12 protein-coding genes are annotated in these 16,130 nt (G+C 58.7%); 8 read left to right on the top strand and 4 right to left on the bottom strand.

The window, feature by feature from the left end:
• Positions 1 to 220: 220 nt before the first annotated feature.
• Positions 221 to 868, bottom strand: coding sequence for a DUF2076 family protein (locus EO087_RS13060; RefSeq protein WP_128899246.1), 648 nt, complete (start codon positions 866 to 868; stop codon positions 221 to 223).
• Positions 869 to 1,146: 278 nt separating this feature from the next.
• Positions 1,147 to 3,384 carry a S9 family peptidase gene (locus EO087_RS13055; protein ID WP_240669207.1) on the bottom strand — a complete coding sequence of 746 codons (2,238 nt, stop codon included), beginning with the start codon at positions 3,382 to 3,384 and terminating at the stop codon, positions 1,147 to 1,149.
• 268 nt (positions 3,385 to 3,652) lie between these two features.
• On the opposite strand from EO087_RS13055, the gene queF reads away from it, so the two are divergent.
• The 5 genes from queF (at position 3,653) to EO087_RS13030 (ending at position 9,310) form a co-directional block, all read left to right on the top strand.
• A complete protein-coding gene (gene queF / locus EO087_RS13050) occupies positions 3,653 to 4,477 on the top strand; it encodes an NADPH-dependent 7-cyano-7-deazaguanine reductase QueF (protein ID WP_128899245.1) in 825 nt (274 codons plus the stop codon).
• Positions 4,478 to 4,602: 125 nt separating this feature from the next.
• Positions 4,603 to 5,211, top strand: coding sequence for a hypothetical protein (locus tag EO087_RS13045; RefSeq protein WP_128899244.1), 609 nt, complete (start codon positions 4,603 to 4,605; stop codon positions 5,209 to 5,211).
• 233 nt (positions 5,212 to 5,444) lie between these two features.
• Complete coding sequence (mprF, locus tag EO087_RS13040) at positions 5,445 to 8,048, top strand: bifunctional lysylphosphatidylglycerol flippase/synthetase MprF (protein WP_128899243.1); 2,604 nt, start codon at positions 5,445 to 5,447, stop codon at positions 8,046 to 8,048.
• Positions 8,045 to 8,860: an AcvB/VirJ family lysyl-phosphatidylglycerol hydrolase gene (locus tag EO087_RS13035; RefSeq protein WP_128899242.1), complete on the top strand. Its 816-nt coding sequence runs from the start codon at positions 8,045 to 8,047 to the stop codon at positions 8,858 to 8,860. The genes mprF and EO087_RS13035 overlap by 4 nt, the downstream gene beginning before the upstream one ends.
• Before the next feature lie 222 nt (positions 8,861 to 9,082).
• Entirely contained in the window at positions 9,083 to 9,310 is a 228-nt protein-coding gene (locus EO087_RS13030; RefSeq protein ID WP_128899241.1) for a CsbD family protein, read from the top strand.
• Positions 9,311 to 9,425: 115 nt separating this feature from the next.
• Here the strand turns inward: EO087_RS13030 and EO087_RS13025 are convergent, their stop codons facing one another.
• Complete coding sequence (locus tag EO087_RS13025; RefSeq protein ID WP_128899240.1) at positions 9,426 to 10,310, bottom strand: alpha/beta hydrolase; 885 nt, start codon at positions 10,308 to 10,310, stop codon at positions 9,426 to 9,428.
• A gap of 439 nt (positions 10,311 to 10,749) precedes the next feature.
• Here EO087_RS13025 and EO087_RS13020 point away from each other — a divergent pair, with 439 nt between their 5' ends.
• Entirely contained in the window at positions 10,750 to 11,880 is a 1,131-nt protein-coding gene (locus EO087_RS13020) for an OmpA family protein (protein ID WP_128899239.1), read from the top strand.
• 66 nt (positions 11,881 to 11,946) lie between these two features.
• Here the strand turns inward: EO087_RS13020 and dcp are convergent, their stop codons facing one another.
• Positions 11,947 to 14,160, bottom strand: a complete 2,214-nt coding sequence (gene dcp, locus EO087_RS13015) for a peptidyl-dipeptidase Dcp (RefSeq protein ID WP_128899238.1) — start codon at positions 14,158 to 14,160, stop codon at positions 11,947 to 11,949.
• Positions 14,161 to 14,699: 539 nt separating this feature from the next.
• On the opposite strand from dcp, the gene EO087_RS13010 reads away from it, so the two are divergent.
• Entirely contained in the window at positions 14,700 to 15,272 is a 573-nt protein-coding gene (locus EO087_RS13010; protein ID WP_128899237.1) for a fimbrial protein, read from the top strand.
• 106 nt (positions 15,273 to 15,378) lie between these two features.
• The gene (locus EO087_RS13005) at positions 15,379 to 16,107 is read left to right on the top strand and encodes a fimbria/pilus periplasmic chaperone (RefSeq protein WP_164931840.1); all 729 of its coding nucleotides are present in this window, start codon (positions 15,379 to 15,381) and stop codon (positions 16,105 to 16,107) included.
• Positions 16,108 to 16,130 lie beyond the last annotated feature (23 nt).

The following is a 16,130-nucleotide window of genomic DNA, read 5'->3' as shown; positions in this document are numbered from 1 at the left end:
GGGAGTCGCGAAGCTTAGCATCAGCTGGTAACCCTTCTTGCGAAGAATGGGGCCTGGTCGATCAGGTTAGCTCTTAAGCTTTCCTGAAGAGAGAGTGGCTTAAGTTAGTGCCATTGGGGTTAGCACGAGTGCTTGCTTCATACCAAACAAACGCCCGAACCAAACAAACGCCCGGAGCCAAATGGCCCAGGCGTTTTTGTTGCCGCATGACGCGGCGAACTCAGGTCCAACTATTGTCGTCGTCAAAGCCACCGCTATCGAAGTTGGCATCATCGAAATCGGTAGACGAAAAATCCTGCCCGCCACCGTTCGACAGATTGCCGTCATCGAAGAAATTGTTCTCGGTGACGTTCTCGATCACTTCCGGCTGACCACCGCCGAAGAAACCACCACCGCGGTGACCGCCCAGCAAATCTTCAATACCGTTGAACAGAAACATGCCGCCCGCAACACCCGCCGCCGTGGTGGCCGCGCTGGACAAGAAACTGGAACCACCACCTTGCGTTGTGGCAGACGCACTACCGAACAGGCGTTCACGCCAAGTGGGGGCTGGGGCCTGTTGTGGTGGCGGCATCGGCGGATAAGCCGGCGGTGCGGCGCCCCATGCGGACGACTGCTGGCCACCCAGGAAGCTGCCGCCACCCTGCTGTCCACCCAACTGGGCTTGAAGTTGCGAAATCTGGGCCTTGGCGGCATCCAACGCATGCTGTTGCAGCAGGCTGCGCTGCACCAGCAAATAGAGCGCATCGGGCTGGCTGGCCAGGCGCTGGCGAATCAGCGCATCGGCCTGGGTGTCCTTGGCTACGCCATTCACGGCGGCCAGGCGCTGAAGGAAATCATCGAGGAGGAGTTGTTCCTGAGGAGTCATGAGATCACCGTTGCGCTGTATACGAGTGCCGGCCAACGCCGGTCGTGCTGGAAATATGCACCGGATATGTGACCTCAAGAGGCGCATGGAGTGCGGGAACGATTTCCATGTGGTTGATGTTCAGTTCATCCGGCTTGGATGAAACAGGCCAGATGGCCTATTGACCACACCCGCGCCGACATCGCATGCATGTCAGCCTGTGCAGGCAGCACAAAGGTGAAACAAGATGAAGCCGTAGCAGCAGGCAAATGCTTTTACTGCGGCTCGCATGCGTGACTTCAATGCCAGGGCCAGGGCTTGAGTGCGTACTCCTTCGGCGGTGTGTCGCCGGCAAGGTTGTGCACGAAGTAATCCCAGCGACGACGGGTGACGTACGGCATGTCCGTGTCGTAGGCATGGTGCTGGTTCGGCAGCAGCAGCATGTCGAAATCCTTGTTAGCCTTGATCAGCGCATCGGCGACCAGCAGAGTGCTGTACGGCGGCACGTTGTCGTCGATCATGCCGTGGACCAGCATCAACTTGCCCTTGAGATGACCGGCAATGAGTTGGTTCGCCTGGTTGTCATAATTATTGCCGACCAGCAGCCCCTGGTATTTCTCGCCCCAATCATCTTCGTACTCGCGATTGTCGTGATTGCCGCTTTCGGCCCAGCCGACCTTGAAGAAATCCGGATAGCGGAACAACGCATCCGCCGTTGTGTTGCCGCCGCCTGAGTGACCCCAGATGCCGACCCGATCCAGGTCGATCCACGGATAACGCTGACCAAGCTCCTTGATACCAGCCACCTGGTCCGGCAAGGTGTTATCGCCCATGTTGCCGTACCACGTGTCGTGGAACGCCTTGGAGCGCCACGGCGTGCCCATGCCGTTGATCGCTATCACCACAAAACCCAGCTCAGCCAGCGACTGATTGTCATAGTGTGCAGGCAGGAACCCGAAACTCGCGACGGAGCCGCTCTGCGGACCCGGATAAACGTAGTCGACAATCGGATACTTCTTCCGCGGGTCGAAATGCGTGGGCTTGAACATCAGGCCATACAGATCCGTCTTGCCGTCGCGTGCTTTCACCGTGAACAGCTCCGGCGGATGCCAGCCCGTTGCCAACAGGCGCTTGATGTCGCCCTTGGCCACCGTCGTGAGGATGCGGCCATCGTTCGCGTCACGCAGCACGGCAACCGGAGGTGTAACGGGCGTTGAATAACTGTCGATGAAATACTTACCGTCATCGGACATGGTGATGGTGTGATCGGCCGGCTCAGTCGTCAGCAACACCGGCTGTCCGCCATCCAGGCTCACCTTCCAGAATTGCTGATAGTACGGATTGACGCCGGAGGTGCGGCCCACACCACGGAACCACACGGTACGGGTTTTGTCGTCCACCTTCAGTATCTCGGTGACATTGCCCTCACCGGTGGTGATCGCATGCTTGAGCTGGCCATGGGCGAGATCGTAGAGGTACAGGTTGCCCCAGTTGCTGCGCTCGCTGTACCAGATTGCCTCATTGGAACCCGGCAGGTAACGCCAGTTCACCGCACCGTTGCCGCTTTCAAAGTAAGTGGGCGCGTCTTCATGGAACACCGTGCGCACTTCGTCGGTTTTCGCGTCAGCGATGCGGAAGGTTTCATGCTTGTGATCGCGCGAGGTGGAGACGAAGGCAAGCGTCTTACTGTCCGGCGCCCACTTCACATCATCCCAGCCACCCTTGTCGCCACAGCTTATGTCGTCGCACAGGCTGGAACGATGCTGGTCCGGTGGCGTTTTCAGGCGTACCACTTTGCGGGTCGACACATCGATGATCACACGCTCGATCAAGGTGACATGCTGGTCGCCAGGCAAGGGATATTTCCACGATTGCAGTGCCGGATGACCCACCTTGGTGGTGACCAGGTACATGTCACCGTCAAGGCGCTGATCTTGCTGGAACGTAGCGATCTGCTTCGAATCGGGTGACCATTCCAGAATCGCGTTATCCGTATGCTTCCAACCGGCATTGTCGGTGGCGTAACCGTAGTTTTCCACGCCGTGGGTGGTGAGCTGGGTTTCCTTGCCGGTGGCGACATCGCGCAACCACAGGTTCCAGTTGCGGATAAAGGCTTGCTGCTTGCGATCGGGCGACAACACGCCCGGTTCCTTGCCGGATTTCACGAGCGTGCATATGCCTTCGGTCTTGAGGTCGCACAGATAGTGTTTGCCGCCCATTTCGATCTGGTCGCGCCCATCCGTGGCGACACGGAAATCGGTAAGACCGAGCTTGTCGGCCTTGATCGATTTTTCGCCAGCCTCGGTCAGTGCCGTCGCCAGCTTCGCCTGGTCGAGCAGCGGCGAGACGGTGCCGTTGCTGGCATCCATTTGCAGGTAATGATCGCCCGTGGCGTCATGATCCACATACCAGAAATGCGTACCATCCAGCCAATGCACGGTACTGACTGCGTGATCCAGCAGCGGCGCCGTGTTGTACACCATGAAACGCTCGGCTTGCGCATAATCTTGCGCGGTCAGAACCCGACCATCGGCCATCGCACTGCCAGGACTCCACGCCACCGCCAGCAGTCCACACACCAGTGCGCCGTACAGACGCGACATGCCGATTGTCGAACCGATTGTCGAACGCATGTTTGCTCCCATTGAACTTGCAGAAAAGGCCGGCATGGCTGGCACCACCGCTACTCCCAAACCGTTGATCGTAACCCTGCGTGTCGCTCCCTACCCATGCCAAAGGTACTCATGTTACGGATTCCGTTTGCGCAACAACGGGAGGTGCTTGTTATTGGTTTAGAATAAGAAAATGACTGCCCCCGAATACTCCCCGCTCGGCAAGCACACCGTCTACGCCAACCGCTACGATCCCAGCCTGCTGTTCCCAATTCCACGGCAAACCAAGCGCGATGACATCGACGTGCACCAGCCACTGCCTTTCCATGGTGTGGATATCTGGAATGCCTATGAATTGTCCTGGCTGGACATGCATGGCAAGCCAACAGCAGCGGTGGCGGAATTTCACATACCGGCCACATCGCCCAACATCATCGAATCGAAGTCGTTCAAGCTGTACCTCAATGGCTTCGCACAGGAGCCCGTGGCGAACGCTGCCGCATTGAGTGCGCTGCTGCAACAGGATTTGTCTCGCGCAGCCGGTGCGCCGGTGATGGTGTACATCCGCGAGCCACGCGCAGCAAAGCATGTTTTTGCAGATCTCGAAGGTGAATTGATTGACAGCTTGTCGGTAAAGATCGACGACTACGGTCCGCCCAAGGCCGATTACCTGCATATCAGCACAGCCAGTGATAGCGTCGAGGAAACGCTGGTTTCCGACCTACTTCGCTCCAACTGCCCAGTGACCGGCCAGCCTGATTGGGGCAGCGTGCAGATCACCTATCGCGGCCCCGCGATCGACCGTGAGGGCTTGCTACGCTATCTAGTGTCGTTCCGCTTGCACAACGAATTCCACGAACAATGCGTGGAGCGCATCTTTGTCGACGTAATGAAGCGCTGCACGCCGGAGCAGCTCAGCGTCTATGCGCGTTACACGCGTCGTGGTGGACTGGATATCAACCCCTTCCGCAGCACAGGCAGAAGCCTGCCAGTCAATGTGCGGGGAGCAAGGCAATAACCCCGCAAGCAGGTAAACTTCATCGTTTTGGTCATCGGCACTTCAGATCGACGGCGCTAGCCTTGTTTTCTGGTCCGAAGTCGTCAGCCTCGGTTCTCCCGCTCCCTTATTTCGGAATCCCACACATGAAACTCTCCGCACGTTCTGCCGCCCTCTACAGCATCACGTTTGCCGGCCTGCTGGCGCTCAGCGCCTGCGGCAAGAACGAGCAGCAGCCTGCGAACAAGCCCGCCGCTCCCAGCACTGCGCCCGCACCATCCGCACCGAGCACCACCGCCCACCCCGCCGCTGCCGGCACGGCCGCAGCCCCGGCAAGCACCACCACGGCCCCTGCCCACGCCGGCACCGCAACTCCGGCGCCTGCCGCAGCCACGCCGGTAGCTACCGACAACGGCTTCCAGGTGAGTGGCATCACCCTGGGTGATGCGGTCAATCCGGATCACAAGGTGAAGAAGGAAGTCACCACCTTCTCGCCGAACCAGAAGACCATCTATGTCAGCGTCGACACCCGTGGCAGCACCCCCGGCGCCACGCTCAATGCGAAGTGGAGTTATCTGGAAGGCAATAGCCAGTTGGTAACCAACACCAGCCAGTCGATCATCGCCGACGGCCCAGCCACCACCACCTTCCGCGTGCAGAACCCGAACCTGTGGCCGGAGGGCAAGTACAAGGTAGACATCTCGCTCAACGGCAAGCAGGTGCAGAGCAAGACCTTCGAGGTCAAGAAGAGCTGAGCCTTGCCGAGATGATGGACTCCGGGGCGATCCGACACGGGCGCCCTTTTGTTGTTGAACATGTCCTTGTCGCGTGCATGGTTGCAAAAGCATCCAGGCTCAAACGTCTGTGGTGGACCGTCCGGAATGGACCATCTGTCGTAGACATGCGGTCGCGTAGCACGCCGCAAATTATTGCCCGTCATGCTTGATGTGGCACCATTTCAATGCTGGGGAATCAAGAGAGTTTTAGCGTGGAGCAACAAGGCGGGGCCGAAGTCCTTAGCCAGGAAGATGCCTTGAGCCGGCCGGGCCCGGTCTGGTTGCGTCGGTTTGGCGGTCCAGCTTTGTCGGTGTTGATGCTGGGCCTGGCGTTGTGGGCGCTGTACCGGCTGGCCGGCGAGGTGAGCTATCACCAGGTCGGCGAATACATGCATCGCCTGCGCCGCGGCCGCATCGGCCAGGCCATCGTGTTGACTGCGCTCGGCTATGCGGTGATGCCGCTCTACGATCTGTTCGCACTCGGCTCGATCGGCCGCAAGCTGCCGCGTCCACGCGTGGCACTGATCTCTTTCATCAGCTACGCCTTCAGCAACACGCTGGGCATGGCAATGCTGGTGTCGGGCTCGATTCGTTACCGCTTCTATATCCAGGCTGGCTTGTCGACGCTGGAAGTTGCCAAGATCGTACTGTTCTGCACGATCAGCTTCTGGCTGGGCCTGTTCGCGATCACCGGGGTCACGCTGCTGCTGGTGCCCTTGCCGGCAGGTATGCCGCTGGCCTCCGCGCGACTGCTGCTGGGTGTGGTGTTATGTGCGATTCCGCTGCTGTGGTTGATCGGCGGTCTGGTGCTGCGCAAGCCGATCCGCTTGTGGCGCTGGCATGTGCACATGCCGCCGATCACCATCGGCTTGCGGCAGATTTTTGTCGGCGCACTGGATTGGGGCCTGGCTGCTGCCGTGCTGTATGCGCTAATGCCGGATGCGATGGCCTTGCATTTCGGCTCGTTCCTGGCGATTTTTGCGCTGGCGCAAATTGCCGGCCTGATCAGCCACGTACCGGGCGGACTGGGGGTATTCGAAGCGGTGATGCTGGCGGGCTTCGGCGCCACCGGCAATCAGGCGCTTTCGGCGCCCATCCTGGGTGCGCTGGCCGCATATCGCGGCGTCTACTATCTGCTGCCACTCTGCGCGGCAACCGTCGCAGTGGTGATCCGCGAAACGCGCGGATTGCGCCAGGCCACACTGCTCTCGCCGTGGTTCAACGGTATCTTGCCGCCATTCTTCGCTGGACTCACGCTCGTATCCGGGGCGGTGCTGCTGTTCTCCGGCGCCACGGCGGTGTTGCCGGGACGCCTGGAATTGCTCAGCGATCTGTTGCCGCTGCCGGTGATGGAAGCTTCGCACTTTCTCAGCAGCGTGATCGGCATGTCGCTGCTGATTCTTGCGCGCGGCCTGCAACGCCGGCTCGACGCGGCGTACTGGCTGACACTGGTGCTGCTGATCGCCGGTGCAGTGGCTTCATTGCTGAAAGGCATCGATTACGAAGAAGCTGGGCTGCTGATCCTGCTTGCCATAGCGCTGGCGCCTGCGCATCGATTGTTCTACCGACGTGCTTCGCTATTCGAAGTCACGTTCTCGTTCGGTTGGTTGTTGGCGTGCGCAACGGTGCTGGGCTGCACCGTGTGGCTGGTGTTTTTCAGCTACCAGCATGTGGAATACAGCCGTGACCTGTGGTGGCAATTCAGCTTCTACCACGGCAATGCGCCACGCGCGCTGCGTGCGCTGGTCGGCGCGACGGGCGTGGCGCTGTTGTTTGCGCTAACCACACTGATCCGTTCCGCACGCCCACGCCCCACCCTGCCGCATGAAGCCGAACTGGCGCGTGCCTTGCCGCTGATCAAGCACTACCACTGCGCACAGGCGCATCTGGCCTTGATGGGTGACAAGAGCCTGTTGTTCGATCTAGAAGATAGGGCCTTCCTGATGTACGGCATCGAAGGCCGAAGCTGGGTGGCGATGGGCGATCCAGTGGGCCGGGACGATCGCGCGCGACAGGAACTGGTGTGGACTTTCCACGAGCGCTGCGAACGCGGTGGCGGCTGGCCGGTGTTCTACCAGGTAGCGCCGGCCGATCTGGATCTTTATCTCGAAGTAGGTATGAGCCTGCTCAAAATCGGCGAGGAAGCTCGCGTCAAGCTGGAGCAGTTCAACCTCGATGGCAAATCGAAGAAAACATTGCGCGGCACCGTCAACAAGCTGAACCGCGACGGCCTGCGGTTGGAGATCGTGCCGACCGCTGAAGTGCCTGCGCTGCTGCCACGGCTCAAGCCAGTTTCCGATGCCTGGCTGCGCGACAAGCGTGTCCGCGAGAAAGGTTTCTCGCTCGGCGCCTTCGACGAACCATACCTATCGCGCATGCCGATGGCAGTGGTGTGGCAGGACAACAAGCCGATCGCCTTCGCCAACATGTTCCTGTGCGAAAGCATGGAAGAAGCCTCGGTGGATCTTATGCGGCATTTGCCGGACGGCCCCGCGGGTCTGATGGATTATCTATTCGTGGAACTGATGCAGTGGGCGAGGACGCAAGGCTACCGCTGGTTCAACTTAGGGATGGCGTCGCTGTCGGGCCTGCAGAGCCGCCGACAGGCGCCGTTATGGAACCGCTTCGGCGCGCTCATCTTTGGTCGTGGCGAACGCTTCTATAATTTCCAGGGCCTGCACCGCTACAAAGACAAGTTCGATCCCGAGTGGGAGCCGCGCTACATGGCAGTGCCGGGCGGCATCGCCTTGCCGGTGGTGCTCACCAATGTCGCCAGCCTGATCTCGGGCGGCCTTACTGGAGTTGTGCGTCGATGAAATTTCGCGTTACCGCGATCATAGTCTGCCTGGCGATCGCCGCTGCCATCATCATCTGGACGCCCCCGCTCCGCCCGCGGCTTGAGGACGCGACCGTCAAGCTGATGCCCACCGTGCCGGCGCCGGCTGGGCATGACGATGTACTGGCCGTGTTCTATTCGGGTGACGGCGGCTGGCGCGATCTGGACAAGGAAATGGGCAAGCGACTGGTCGCGCGCGGTGTACCGGTGCTTGGAGTGAGCTGCCTGGACTACTACTGGCGCAATCGTTCGCCCGAACAATCCGCACAGGAACTCGATGCACTGATCACCAAGTACACCATGCAATGGCACAAGCAAAAAGTGTGGTTGATCGGTTTCTCGTTTGGCGCCGACGTGCTTCCCACTATCGTCAACAAGCTGAGCCGCGCCAATCGCGAGCGCATCGTACAAATGGTGCTGCTCTCGCCCAGCCAGGACGTGAGCTTCGAGGTGGAACTGGAAGGCTACATCATGATGCGCGAGAACTGGCTCAAGACACATATCAAGGAAGTGATGCAGTGGATCAACCCAGTGCCGCACTACCCTGCAATGCCACCCATTACCGCGTTACAAAACAAACCTCCTGTGATCTGCTATTACGGCCACGACGACAGCGACGACACCATCTGCGATGATCACAAACTGCCCAAATGGGTGAAAGTCTACGAAATGCCGGGTGATCACCATTTCAACTACGACTATGACGGCCTCGCCACACGCATGATTGGCGATTTGCCCACGGGCGCTGCGTACTTGACGCACACGACACAAGCTCCCATGACAATGCTGTGATCGCGCACTACACAGCCTGATAATAAAAACGACACACAAACATTACGCTCTCGTCGTGAATGCCCATGGCGCGGTGCATGGACGCGCTTTCATATAGGTGAACGTTCACAATCTAGCTATACAAACAAAGGACGAATGATTTACACCCAAAGTGATCGAATCGGTACCCGCACTAGGCACATATCCGCTCAGTGCATTCCTTTAAGATGAAGAGGTAGCGTCATGAACCAGGACATGATCAAGGAACAGTGGAAGAGTCTCACCCCAAACATCAAACAGCATTGGGGAAAGCTGACCGATGACGATCTGAAAGTCAGCGATGGCAGCATCAATTATCTGACTGACAAGGTAGAGAAACGCTATGGCATCAGCCACTCCGAAGCCGAAAAACAGGTTCGCGAGTTCGAGACTCAAATAGGCAGTCACACCTCGTCCAACCGGCACCACTGATATCTTTCGTTCATCGTTTGACCGTGCCCCCGCACCAGCGCGCGTTACCGAGCAGAACGCGTTATGGCTGGCGCGGGGTGACGGATCAAAGATCGTGCAAAAAATGCTCGCTACTTCAGACCGCGCTACTGCGTCGCAACCAATCACTCAACTGGGCAAGCACCTGATGGCGTCCCGTTTCCGTTTCGTTGAACAGCTCATGGAACAGCGTGTCAAAGAAGCGGCTGGTGAGCTGTTTCGTCACCCACGCGCCATCCGCGAAATCACGACTGCCTGAAGGGTCGACCAACCGGTCGCTGCCCGCGACCAGCAACAGTGTCGGCACCTTCAGACGCCACGCATCAGCGATGCTAGACACGCCAGCGCGAAAGATGAAATCCGCCAAGCGTGGCGTGATCGCTCCCGGGTTGCAAAGCGCGTCGTTACGATAGTCTTCAATCACCTTGGAATCGTGTGACAAACCATCCAGCGGCAAACCGTTACGCAAGGGCAGATTGGGCAGGATGCGTGTCAACAAAGCCGCCAGCCGGCGCAGCCACAGCGCCTCGTAAGTACGCAAGGCGGGAGAGGAAAGAATCAGGGCCGGTGGCTCAACCCGACCATCGAGCACAGTGCGTAGCGCCACTGCACCACCCATGCTGTGGCCAAGCAGCAGGGGTTGCCTGCCAAAACTGGCGGTGTAATCGTTGTAGACAACCGCCAGATCCCGCAGCAGGTCGTCGCTGCGCCTGATGGCGGCGCGCTGGCCTGGCGTATGGCCGTGGCCGCGCTGGTCATAGCTGCGCACTGCATAACCGCGTGTCAGAAACCATCGGGCGAGCCGTTCGTAACGTCCGCTGTGCTCGCCCAGTCCATGCACGATCAACACGGCATCGCGCGCAGACGGATTCGGCCAGTCGCGCAGATACAGCACTTGTCCGTCCGGCATGGTCAGCCATGTCGCGCCCGATTGATCGGTTGCGTGACGATTGTCGGCTTGCACTTGCCCGTGTCGTTCCATAAGTCACCCCACCCCTCAGTCTGCTTACCTTAAGGCAACGCTGAATAAGTATCGCCGTCGTCACCAGCCCTGTCTGTTCGCAGCAACTCGCGACGTCTGTCACAGCAGGGGAAGGCAATTTCACCCTTTTTCACAACGAACCGTGAAGGCGATTTTCACAATTTGACGACATATCCAAGACGCCTCGTGTTCACAATAAAGATCGCGTTAAAGCAATATCGCTCAGGCTTTCACACGAAAGCCCAGGGCGAACATCTACGTTACGCTCCATTCAAGGGAGAAAATTCAAAGTCACACATGAAGTGCGGATGGATTCGTAGGACCTTGGCGCACACCCGCCAAGCTGTTGGTATTTAACAGGCCGCATCGGCTGCATAAAGCTGGTGGCGCTTGATCCCTACTGGACAGGTGCCGATAACACATAAAGAGGAGACACCTCATGGTAAAGCGTAGGAGTCTGTATTTTTTAGTTGCACTTGCTTTGGGCGGCGCGGGTGTCGTGCATGCGCAAGACAATACTTCGATTGCCGCTGGCAGTTCGAGCAGTGACGTCACCAACACCACCTATGATGACCGCTGGTATCTGGGCCCGACGGTGGGTTACTACCACAACGATACCAAGCGTCTTACCAATAAAAACCAGATCTACTATGGTCTCGTGCTCGGCAAGTTCATTTCACCGAACGTGTCGATCGATATCTTTGCAGATCGCACACGCCGTACCTTCCATGGTTATCTCGATGCCGGCCGCTGGTCGAGCAACAACTTTGGCGTCGACGCGCGCTACTACTTTCTCGACTGGAATGCGTGGCGTCCGTACGTGGTTGGCGGCGTGATGGCCAGCCAGCACGTCAACACCTTCAATCGCAAGGTTGATCCGGCAGCCGAAGGCGGTGTCGGTCTTGCCAAGACGATCACCGAAAATATCGATTTCCGCGGCGAAATCAAGTATCGCTACGATTGGGACGACAAGACCTTCCCCCGGCGTAACGGCTATGGTGATGCCATGGTGGATTTCATGTTGCTGTTTCGTCTTGGCCCGCCGCCAGCCCCGGCCGCACCACCCGCACCGCCTCCGCCACCCCAGCCTGATTGCTCCAAGCAGTTCCGCAACGGTGTGAACCTGTGCGACAACAAGTGCCCGGATCTGCCGGAAGGCACGATCGTCGGTCCGGATGGCTGTCCGCAGAAGGTCGTGATCGACTTGAAGGGCGTGAACTTCAAGTTCGACCGTCCGAAGAAGCACGAAACCAACATCGAACCGACGCTGGCCGTGCCGGCATCCGATTCAATGGCGATCCTGGATCAGGCGGTGGATACGCTCAAGCGTTACCCGCAGGTGCATGTCACCGTTGCCGGTTACACCGACAGCGTGGGCACGGCCACTTACAACCAGGGCCTGTCGGAACGTCGTGCGAAGATCGTGTACGACTACCTAACCTCGCACGGTATCGATGCAAGCCGTCTGGAAGGTCCGATCGGCCATGGTCTGAACGATCCGATCGACACCAACAAGACCGCCGCCGGTCGCGCACGCAACCGTCGTACGGAATTGCAGGTTCAGCAGTAATCGGACGACTGCAAGGCGTCATGAAAAGCCCGGCTCAGGCCGGGCTTTTTGCTGTGACGGATAACGTTACTTCGCAGGCACCTGCTTCAATCCTCGATCGATCAGCATCGGCTCGATGCTCGGGTTCTGACCGCGCCAATCCTTGTACAGCTTGGACAATTCCACCGTGTTGCCGCGCGACAGAATGCCGGCACGGAAACGATCGCCATTTTCGCGCGTCAACCCACCGTGCTGCTCGAAGCCTTCAAAGGCATCATCGGCCAGCATCTGCGTCCACAGATAGGCGTAGTAACCGGCCGCATAACCATTGCTCCAGATATGCAGGAAATAGCTGGAACGATAGCGCGGCGGTACGTAGGACAGATCCACGCCATCCTTCTTCAGCGCAGCCACTTCGAACGCATCGTCATCCTGCTTGGGCTGGTCGGCGCCGAGCATATGCCAGTTCATGTCGAGCATCGCTGCGGCGACCAGCTCGGTCATGTCGTAGCCCTTGTTGAACAGGCGGGCTTTCTTGATCTTCTCGACCAGTTCCTGCGGCATCGGTGCGCCGGTCTGGTAGTGCTTGGCGTAGTTGGCGAACACCTTCGGATCGCTGGCCCAATGCTCGTTGAATTGCGAGGGGAATTCCACGAAGTCACGTGCGGTGGCCGTACCGGACAAGGTCGGGTATTGCACGTCGGAGAACAGGCCATGTAGTCCGTGGCCGAACTCGTGGAACATGGTGATCACGTCATCCATCGACAACAGCGCAGGCTGGCCAGCGGCCGGCTTGGTGAAGTTGGCAACGTTGTAGATCACCGGCTTGGTACTCATCAGCTTGGACTGGCCGACGAAAATATCCATCCAGGCGCCGCCGTTCTTGTTGTCGCGCTTGAAGTAGTCGCAATAGAACAGGGCCAGCGATTTACCGTCCTTGTCGAACACTTCGAACACGCGCACATCCGGGTTGTAGACCGGAATATCCTTGCGCTCCTTGAAGGTCAGGCCGTAGAGCTGGTTGGCAGCAAAGAACACGCCGTTCTGCAGCACATTGTTCAATTCGAAGTAGGGTTTGATCTGCGCATCGTCGAGATCGTACTTGGCCTTGCGCACTTCTTCGGCGTAGTGCTCCCAATCCCAGGCTTCCAGCTTGAAGGTCGGCTGCTTGAGGGCGGCCTGGTCCTTGTCGATCTGCTTCTGGATATCGGCAGCCTCAAGCTTCGCGCGCGCCACGGCGGCGGGGGCAAGCTTATCCATGAAGCTCATGACCGTCTCAGGCGTCTTCGCCATCTGGTCTTCCAGGGTCCAGGCGGCAAAGTTGGGCAGGCCGAGCAGCTTGGCTTTCTGCGCACGCAGCTGTGCAATGCGCTCGATGGTGTCGCGGGTGTCGTTGGCATCGCCCTTTTCGGCGCGGTTCCATGAGGCTTCAAACAGGGCCTGGCGCGTGGCGCGATCGCTGAGATCCTGCAACAGCGGCTGCTGGGTGGTGTTCTGTAGCGTGAGCACCCACTTGCCGTCCAGATGACGATCCTTGGCAGCCTGCGCCGCAGCGGCGATATCCTCATCGGAAAGGCCGGCCAACTTGGCCTTGTCGTCGACGACCAAAGCGCCGTTGTTGGCCGCGGCCAGCAGCTTCTTGTTGAACTGCGCTTCCAGGCCGGCTTCTTCCTTGTTGTATTCCTTCAGCTTGGTCTTGTCGGCTTCGGATAGCTTGGCGCCGGCCATGACGAACTGGCGATAAACCACCTCGACCAGGCGCTGCGACTCCGGATCCAGTTTGAGCGAATCGCGCTGGTCGTAGACCGTCTGGATGCGCTGGAACAGTTTGTCGTTCAAGTGGATGGCATCGGCGTGCTCGGCTAGCTTGGGAGCTTCGTCTTCCTGCACCTTTTGCAGCGCATCGTCGGTATTGGCCGCGGTGATCGCGTTGAACACGTTCATCACGCGGGTAAGCAGCACACCGGATTTCTCCAGCGCCACGTAAGTGTTCTCGAACGTCGACGCCTCAGGGTTGTTGGCGATCTTCTCGACCTCGGCGAGCTGCTGCTTCATGCCCTCCTCCATCGCCGGCTGGTAGTCGCTGTCCTTGATCTTGTCGAACGGCGGCGCCTGATACGGCAAGGTGCTGGCGGTGAAGAACGGATTGCTGGCCGGCGCTTCCGCCACGGCAGCCGTGCTGGTCTTGGCCGGAGCAGTACTGGCAGCGCCGGGCGTGTTGCCGTTTTCGTTATGGGAAGACGGTGAGCAGGCAGCAAGCGCGACGGACAAGGCGATCGCAAGTACGCGAAGACGAGGCATGAGCGGTTTCCCGGTGAGACGCCCGTTCCTGGGCGTGGATGTGAAACCGATGACTGTAACCATGATTGCTGTCTGTTCCAAGCCTCCTAGAGGGCTCAGATAGGGGCTAACGGACGCCCACCCACTTTTGCTTATCACATCGCGACCTGCACTCGCAGCAATTTCAAACGATTTCTATATGGATCGCTTGCATCATTAGTCAAAATGCACGGCGAGACACCTCAATAGCGCTTGTCAAAAAATCGCTAGCGCCTCACGCACATTGAATCGCTGGTAAAGGCGCAACGTAGGGCAATGCCTGAGCAAAATTTCGGGCTATTCCGATTCTAACGAGTCGCCGTCACGCCTAAGATTTTCCGAGTAAAAGTACGCCGGCCCGCTTGAGTAGCTAAAGCGCTTCCGGAACACACTCAATCCTGGATCTGCGCATGCCAGCGCTCGATCCGCCCCGCTTTGCCGTGCGCCACGTGGCGCACGGCAAAGAACCTTCGCCAATCGGCGAACTTCTCAATGAAGATCTAACTTAAGGATAGACACATATGAAGCACATCAAGCTTGCCTCAGCGGTTGCCATCGCCATGGGTATTACCTTTGCTGGCGTAGCCAGCGCTGCATCCTCCAACGGCGGCACCATCACCTTCACGGGTACGGTGGCTGACACCACCTGCACCGTCACCGGCGGTAGTGGTACCGACGGTGGCCAAGGCAACTTCAGTGTAGCCCTCGACAACACCCAGCCATCCGACTTGGCCGCCGCTGGCGATACCTCCGAACCGAAGGCCTTCACCGTTCAAATCGGCGCCCCAGGTCAGGGTTCCTGCACCGACGGCAAGGTCGCTAGCATGTCGTTCCTGACCTCCAGCCCGCGGATCGATGCGGCAACGGGCGCGCTGAAGAACGCTCTGTCCGGCGAAGCCACCAACGTGCAAATCCAGCTGACCGATAGCAACGGCGCGATCAATCTGGCAGATCCCAGCTACAGCCAGCAGTCGCCAGAGATTGCGAACAACACGGCATCCATTCCGTTCTCCGCTCAGTATCTGGCGGTTGGCGGCGCGGCTACGCCGGGCCTGATCAGCACCAGCGTCGTGTACGCAGTGAACTACAACTAATCAACCCATGCAGTAACGCTAGCTGGCATCGATGGCGGTCAAAGTACCGCCATCGATGTGCTCAATCCCCCAAAGGTGACGTATGACTAATGGATTGCGCCATGTCATGACAGGCTTGCTTCTCTGTGCGGCACTATTGGCCAACCGAACCGAAGCGACTGTGGTGATCAACGGTACACGTGTGGTGTATCCCGCTCAGGAAAGTGAGGTCACCGTTGGGCTTCAAAATGTAGGCAACACGCCTTCGCTGGTGCAGGTGTGGCTCGATGCAGGTGATGAAAAGTCCACGCCAGAAAGTGCCAAGGTGCCCTTTACGATCACACCACCCTTGTTTCGCCTGGACGCGGACAAGAGTGCGTCAGTGCGCATGATCTATAGCAAAGAGCCGCTACCCAGCGACAAAGAAAGCCTGTTCTGGCTGAATGTACTTGAGGTTCCGCCGAAATCGGCGAACGACGGCACCAAGAATATGCTGGAGTTTGCCTTCCGTACCCGTATCAAAGTGCTCTTTCGTCCCGCCGGCCTGCCTGGGAATGCTGCGAGTGCTGCACATAAGCTCACCTGGAAGCTGGTCGATGGCGAGGATGGCAAGGGCGTTGCACTGCAAGCTATCAACCCGACGCCGTACTACGTCAACTTCGCTGAAGTGGGCTTGAGCGTCGGCGAGCGCAGCGTTCGGACACGCGGCGGTGGCATGGTGGCACCGGGTAGCACAGCGATATTTCCGATCAAGGAACTCACCAGCCGGCCTACAGGTGGCGAGGTGAAAGCGCAGTTCAATGTCATCAGCGACTACGGCGCTGTCAGCACGATAGTGCAACCGCTGGCGCCCTAAGTATTGCTTGCTTTAACGCATTC

The organism is Dyella sp. M7H15-1 (assembly GCF_004114615.1).
Lineage (GTDB): Bacteria > Pseudomonadota > Gammaproteobacteria > Xanthomonadales > Rhodanobacteraceae > Dyella_B.
This window is presented reverse-complemented; position numbering and strand designations above follow the sequence as displayed.

What these genes read in the sequence shown, in the direction of transcription:
- EO087_RS13045 (WP_128899244.1), top strand. Translation starts at nt 4,603, where the DNA reads ATGAAACTCTCCGCACGTTCTGCCGCCCTCTACAGCATCACGTTTGCC.
- EO087_RS13020 (WP_128899239.1), top strand. Translation starts at nt 10,750, where the DNA reads ATGGTAAAGCGTAGGAGTCTGTATTTTTTAGTTGCACTTGCTTTGGGC.
- EO087_RS13030 (WP_128899241.1), top strand. Translation starts at nt 9,083, where the DNA reads ATGAACCAGGACATGATCAAGGAACAGTGGAAGAGTCTCACCCCAAAC.
- EO087_RS13055 (WP_240669207.1), bottom strand. Translation starts at nt 3,384, where the DNA reads ATGGCCGATGGTCGGGTTCTGACCGCGCAAGATTATGCGCAAGCCGAG.
- EO087_RS13060 (WP_128899246.1), bottom strand. Translation starts at nt 868, where the DNA reads ATGACTCCTCAGGAACAACTCCTCCTCGATGATTTCCTTCAGCGCCTG.
- EO087_RS13025 (WP_128899240.1), bottom strand. Translation starts at nt 10,310, where the DNA reads ATGGAACGACACGGGCAAGTGCAAGCCGACAATCGTCACGCAACCGAT.
- EO087_RS13010 (WP_128899237.1), top strand. Translation starts at nt 14,700, where the DNA reads ATGAAGCACATCAAGCTTGCCTCAGCGGTTGCCATCGCCATGGGTATT.
- queF (WP_128899245.1), top strand. Translation starts at nt 3,653, where the DNA reads ATGACTGCCCCCGAATACTCCCCGCTCGGCAAGCACACCGTCTACGCC.
- EO087_RS13035 (WP_128899242.1), top strand. Translation starts at nt 8,045, where the DNA reads ATGAAATTTCGCGTTACCGCGATCATAGTCTGCCTGGCGATCGCCGCT.
- EO087_RS13005 (WP_164931840.1), top strand. Translation starts at nt 15,379, where the DNA reads ATGACAGGCTTGCTTCTCTGTGCGGCACTATTGGCCAACCGAACCGAA.
- dcp (WP_128899238.1), bottom strand. Translation starts at nt 14,160, where the DNA reads ATGCCTCGTCTTCGCGTACTTGCGATCGCCTTGTCCGTCGCGCTTGCT.